Source organism: Pontiella sp., from assembly GCF_041622395.1.
Lineage (GTDB): Bacteria > Verrucomicrobiota > Kiritimatiellia > Kiritimatiellales > Pontiellaceae > Pontiella.
Map to the genome: position 1 here is coordinate 1 of NZ_JBFJYW010000251.1, position 5,619 is coordinate 5,619.

General features: G+C 60.7%; 3 protein-coding genes. 1 reads left to right on the forward strand and 2 read right to left on the reverse strand.

Annotated features, from left to right (window positions below):
- Positions 1–535: 535 nt before the first annotated feature.
- Positions 536–2,569 carry an elongation factor G gene (locus ABYO54_RS13235; protein ID WP_372808722.1) on the reverse strand — a complete coding sequence of 678 codons (2,034 nt, stop codon included), beginning with the start codon at positions 2,567–2,569 and terminating at the stop codon, positions 536–538.
- A 193-nt stretch (positions 2,570–2,762) separates the two neighbouring features.
- Positions 2,763–4,142 carry a hypothetical protein gene (locus ABYO54_RS13240; protein ID WP_372808723.1) on the reverse strand — a complete coding sequence of 460 codons (1,380 nt, stop codon included), beginning with the start codon at positions 4,140–4,142 and terminating at the stop codon, positions 2,763–2,765.
- Between the two features lie 117 nt (positions 4,143–4,259).
- Here ABYO54_RS13240 and ABYO54_RS13245 point away from each other — a divergent pair, with 117 nt between their 5' ends.
- The gene (locus ABYO54_RS13245) at positions 4,260–5,507 is read left to right on the forward strand and encodes a peptidase U32 family protein (protein ID WP_372808724.1); all 1,248 of its coding nucleotides are present in this window, start codon (positions 4,260–4,262) and stop codon (positions 5,505–5,507) included.
- The last annotated feature ends 112 nt before the right edge of the window (positions 5,508–5,619 follow it).

Sequence of the window (5,619 nt, forward strand, 5' to 3'; positions counted from 1 at the left end):
CCTAGGGGCCGTCAAAAGCCTCTGCTCCGCCCCTCCCTGGACTCCCTTTCCAGGGAGGGGCTTTTTGGTGGTGTCCACCGGCGCAGGCTCGCTCGCCAGCTCGGCGCGCCGGCATCTAAACTCTGCGACTCCCTGCGAATGGAAATATTGGCCACAAGAGAGCGCAAAGGACGCAGAGGCAACGAACAATTGCATTGTTCTCTCTGTGATCTCCCGTGGCTAAAACGCTCGTTATTCAAGTGCCGCATCTATAATCCTTAAAACGGAAACGACAAAACCGTCAATGAACATGAATAGACGTGGATGACCCATCATAACGGGGCTTGTCGGGCACCTCCCTCATTGAACAGAAAAGTCGCCGTCTTGGGGATCGGTGCGGTTTTTATAGCCGCTTCGATATAAATGTTCGTGCGTACATTCACGGTTCCATTCCCGGATTTAGGGCAAAAAAAGGGCGGGCGGCCCGGATGGGCCGCCCGCGGGGTGTTCCTTACGGAACGTTTGTTGCGTTTTCCTCTTTGGTTTTCCCTTTTTCTTACTCCTCTTTTGCGGCTTTTGCCTCCGCGATAATTTTCGAAGCGAGATGCGCGGGCACTTGCTCGTGGCGGCTGAACTCCATTTCGAAGGAGCCCTGTCCGCTGGTGATCGAGCGCAGCTCGGAACAGAACTTGAACAGTTCGGCCTGCGGAACGTCGGCCGTGATGGCCTGGAGTCCGTCCTCGGGACCCATGCCGAGGATCCGGCCGCGCTTGGTGTTGAGCAAGCCGCTGATGTCGCCCATGAACTGTTCGGGGACAATCACCTTGACGTTCATGATGGGCTCGAGCAGCACCGGATTCGATTTCTCGATCGCTTCATGCACGGCGCGCGCGCCGGCAATCTTGAAGGCGACTTCGGACGAATCGACGTCGTGGTAGGAGCCGTCGTAGAGTTCCACCAGCACATTGATGACCTGCGACCCGACGAGCGGTCCGTTGGCCAGTCCCTCGACAAAGCCCTTTTCGCAGGCCGGAACAAAGTTGCCGGGAATCGAGCCGCCGACGAGCTTGTTGACGAACCACTCCTCCTCGGTCGGGTCTTTGGGGCGGATGCGGATATAGCATTCGCCGTACTGGCCGCGGCCGCCGGACTGTTTCTTGTGCTTGTAGTGCCCTTCGCCGGAGCCGGTGATGGTTTCCATGTAGGCGACTTTCGGCGTGCGGTGGGTCATCTCGACGTTGCTGCGGTTCTTGATGTGTTCTAGGGTGACGTCGAGATGCATGTCGCCCATGCCCCAGAGGACGAGCTCGTGGGTTTCGTTGTCGTGCACGAGTTTGGTGGACGGATCCTCGTCGGTCGCGCGGTGCAGCGCCTGGCCGATTTTGTCGGCATCGGCCTTGTTCTTGGGTTCGACGGCGTAGGCCGCAACCGGGGAGGGGAACACGATCGGCTCGAACTGGATCTCGCTGCCGGGGGAGCAGAGCGAATCGTTGAGGTAGGTGTGCTTGAGCTTGGTCAGCGCAACGATGTCGCCGGCCTTGGCTTCCTGCGCCTCGGTGGTTTTCTTCCCGTCCACGTAAAGGATGGAGCTGACCTTTTCCTTTTGGTTTTTGGTGGGGTTGTAGATTTCCATGCCGGGCTTGAGCACGCCGCTGTAGATGCGCACGAAGGTCAGCTGGCCGATGAAGGCGTCGTTGTAGCAACGCCAAACCTGGCCCGAGAAGGGCTGGTCTTCCTCGGCGGAAATCTGGTTGCCCTCGGCGCAGCTGACGGGATAGTCGTGCGGCGACGGGAAGAGGCGGCTGATGGAGTCCATCGTTTCCTTCACGCCCATGTCGGTCTTGACGGAGGTGGCGAAGACCGGAATCAGATGGGCTTCGTGAACGGATTTGCGCAGCCCTTCGGAAAATTCGTCGGCGGTGAGTTCCTCGCCCTCGAAATATTTTTCCATCAGCTTGTCATCGGTTTCGGCGGCGAGTTCGATCAGGTGGTCTTTGATGGCCTTGACGCGCTCCTTTAGGGCGTCGGGAACCTGGTCGTTCGGGGTGTTGAGAATGTCGATGGCCTTGCCGTCGCCGGTGGGCAGCACCATGGCCACGCAGCGGTCTTCGCCCCACTGTTGCTTGATTTCCAGCAGGGTGTCGTCGAAATCGGTGTCGTCCTTGTCGAGGCAGGTGATGGCGATGCCGCGGGGGAGGTTGCGTTTTTCGCAGGCTTTCCAGGCGCGCTGGGTGCCGACCTGGATGCCGGAGCTGGCGTCGACGGTGATGAGGGCGGCGTCGGTGATTTCCGCGGCGGCGACCATCTGGCCGATAAAGTCGGCGAAGCCGGGGGTGTCGATCATGACGAGGCGGCGGATTTTGCGGGAAGCGGCGGTGTATACGCCGTCGAAGGGTTTTGCCCAAATGGAGATTTTATGCGCTTTTTCTTCATCGGTCCAATCAGCCACACTGGTGCCGTTTTCCGGAGAGCCCACGCGATCGACCTGCCCCAGCTTGAACAGGATGCTGTCGACCAGAGAAGTCTTTCCGCTACCAGTGTGGCCCATTAGAGCGAAGTTTCGTACATTGTCGATGGGGATGTTTTTCATCTATCTCTCCGTTTCTGCGCGCCCGGCGCGCGGTTAATAGCTATTGGTTATTGGTTAATGGTCAGGAGGCTTCATCCAGCCTGATAACAATTAACCAACAACTGTTAACCGGGGCTCTCACCCCTCCTCCCGCCTGCCGCCCTCCGGCATGGAAGCGAGATGCTTCAAAAAATATCCGGCCGGGATAGTTTTATCAAACCATTTCCCGAACAAGTCGGTTTTTAGGGCGGAGGCGGAGCCGTTCGAGGGGCCGACGGGCGGCCACGAGGGCGGCGAGATAGAGCAGCGGATCGGTCTGGACCCGGAAGCGCATGTTTTCGCCGTGTTCCAGCACGTTGCCGAGCAGGGCGACGTAGAGGACGGTGCCGGCGCAGAAGAGGAAAAGGGTTCGCTCGCCGGCGGAAAGCCGGCGCAGTTGCGCCGCAAGGCCCCCCGCGAGCAGGAGATATCCCGCGGGCACCCAGATGCGCGAATCGGCGGGAATCCACCAGGAGCGGTAGCCCTTCAGCGCCGCAAGATTGTCTTTCGAGAGCAGGGGATAGCTGGGCGCGGGCGCAAGATAGAGGCCCCACGCTTTCGCAACGATGCCCGCATAGCCGGCGGGATCGCCGGCAATGAGTTCGATCGCCTTGGTCTTATAGGCGTCCGACACCGCGATATAGCCGAAGTGGTTCAGATTGGGGTGCCCGTTTTGTTTGGTTTCCGCGGCGACCGCCGGGATCGAGGCAAAGGCATCCGGAACCTTGCGGAACGCGTCCGGGTATTCGGCGATGGCGGAGAAGGGTTCCGTTTGGGCCACGCGCGATTCGGCAATTTGTTGGTCCTTTCCCCCGGTCGGGACCACTTTCCAGAGGTTCATGCCCATCCAGCTACTGGAGCCGAAGAAGCCGAACACCACCAGATTCTTGGCGAACAGCAGCCCCACGACCAGAAGGACGGCGACCGCGCCGGGCAGAAGCCGCCGCCGCGCGGGCGAGGCCATGAACAGGAGCGGGATGACCGCCGCCGCAAGGTATGCCGGATGGAACATCGAGCGGGTCAGGCAGACGATGCCCAAGGCGGCGAAATAGAGCAGCGCGTCCGCAACGCGGCGGGTTTGCCCATAGCGCAGCAGCCGATGCGCCGCAAACGCCAGCACCACGGCGGTGGGCCAGGTGTAGAACAGCCAGTTTTCGTAGAGCACCGCCCCCGGCGACAGCATGAAAAGGGTCGCGGCGAAATAGGCGATCCCGGCCCGGAAGCGGATCAGGCACAATATCCGGAACAGCAGGAAATAGAGCGCGAGGCTCAACGCCTTGAAGAGCAAGGAAAACGCAACCGGGTAAGCGGTCGGGAAAACCTTCAGAACCGCCCCGAGGAAGAGATTGAACAGCGGCGGTTGCGCGTGCTGATAAAAAACGCTCCGCACAAGATCGTTTTTCAACAGCTCGATATCGAGGTATTGCCAATACCAGTCCAGCCCCGACGCATCGAACCGCACGCCCATCCAATGGAAGAGCAGGCGCGACACCACGAAGGTTGCCGCGAGCAGCGCGCTAAACAGATGCCGGGGTTGGGTTTCATGCTCGATCATGGGTGCCCGAATTAATCCGGTGCCCCGCCCGCCAAGTCAACGAAATGCCGGAACAATCTATGGCGACCGCGTTTTTATTTTGTCAAAGCGGCACGCTTTATCCATTGTTCCGGGCCCATGCAAAAACACGATTCCCAATTCGAACTAATGGCACCGGCGGGGTCCTACGCCTCGCTGAGTGCGGCGATCCGCGCCGGGGCCGGCTCGGTCTACTTCGGCGTCGACAAGCTCAACATGCGCTCGCGCGCCGCCAGCCCGTTTTCGCTGGGCGATCTCGGGCGCATCGCGCGCATCTGCCGCTGGTGCGGGGTGAAGTCCTATCTGGCGCTCAACGTCATCGTCTACGACGACGAGCTCGAAACGATGCGCGAGGTCTGCGATGCCGCCTTGGCTGCCCGGCTCGACGCCGTCATCGCCTCCGACATTTCCGCCATCGAATACGCGCGCTCCATCGGGCTCGAAGTCCATATTTCCGTGCAGGCGAACATCTCCAACCTCGGCGCCGTGAAGTTCTATTCGCGTTATGCCGACGTCGTGGTGCTCGCCCGCGAGCTGACGCTGGAGCAGATCAAGAGGATCCACGACGGGATCGTCGAACAGGACCTGCGCGGGCCGAAGGGCGAGTTGGTGAAGATCGAGCTGTTTGCCCACGGCGCCCTCTGCGTCGCCATCTCCGGCAAGTGCTACATGAGCCTCGGCTGCTACAACCAGTCGGCCAACCGCGGCGCCTGCTTCCAGAACTGCCGCCGCGCCTACCGCCTCGTCGATGTCGAAACGGGCGACGAGCTGGAGGTGCAGAACCAATACATCATGTCGCCGAAAGATCTCTGCACGCTGCCGCATCTCGATAAACTGGCCGAGGCGGGCGTCTCCGTCTACAAACTCGAAGGCCGCGCCCGCACCGCGCAATACGTCGGAACCGTCACCAAGGCCTACCGCGCCGGGCTCGACGCCGTCGAAGCCGGAACCTTCAAGCCCGAAAACTTCCAACCGCTCGAAGCCGGGCTCGCCGAGGTCTTCAACCGCGGCTTCTGGGACGGCGGCTACTATTGCGGCGAGAAGATGGGCGAATGGGCCGCCAGCGGCCATTCGCAGGCGACCGTCAAGCGCATCGAACTCGGTGTGGTCTCCAACTATTTCGCCAAAATCGGCGTCGTTGAATTCACCCTCTGGCAGCAAGAGTTGCTGCCCGGCTGCGAACTGCTCGTTGAAGGCCCCACCACCGGCGCGGTTCAAACGCACGTCGAAACCCTGCGCGTCGATGGAAAGCCCGCCGACCGCGCCGTCAAAAACGACAAAGTCACCTTCGCCCTCCCCGCAAAAGCCCGCCGCCAGGACAAGGTATTTTTGCTGCAACCGGCGTAGCGCGGATATCGGAACCGCGTTTTCGGGGCAAGGGGAACTCGCATCGGATATGCGAGCTACGGCTTGTCGTCCTCGCGGCCAAGACAAGGTGTTTTTGCTGCAACCGGCGTAG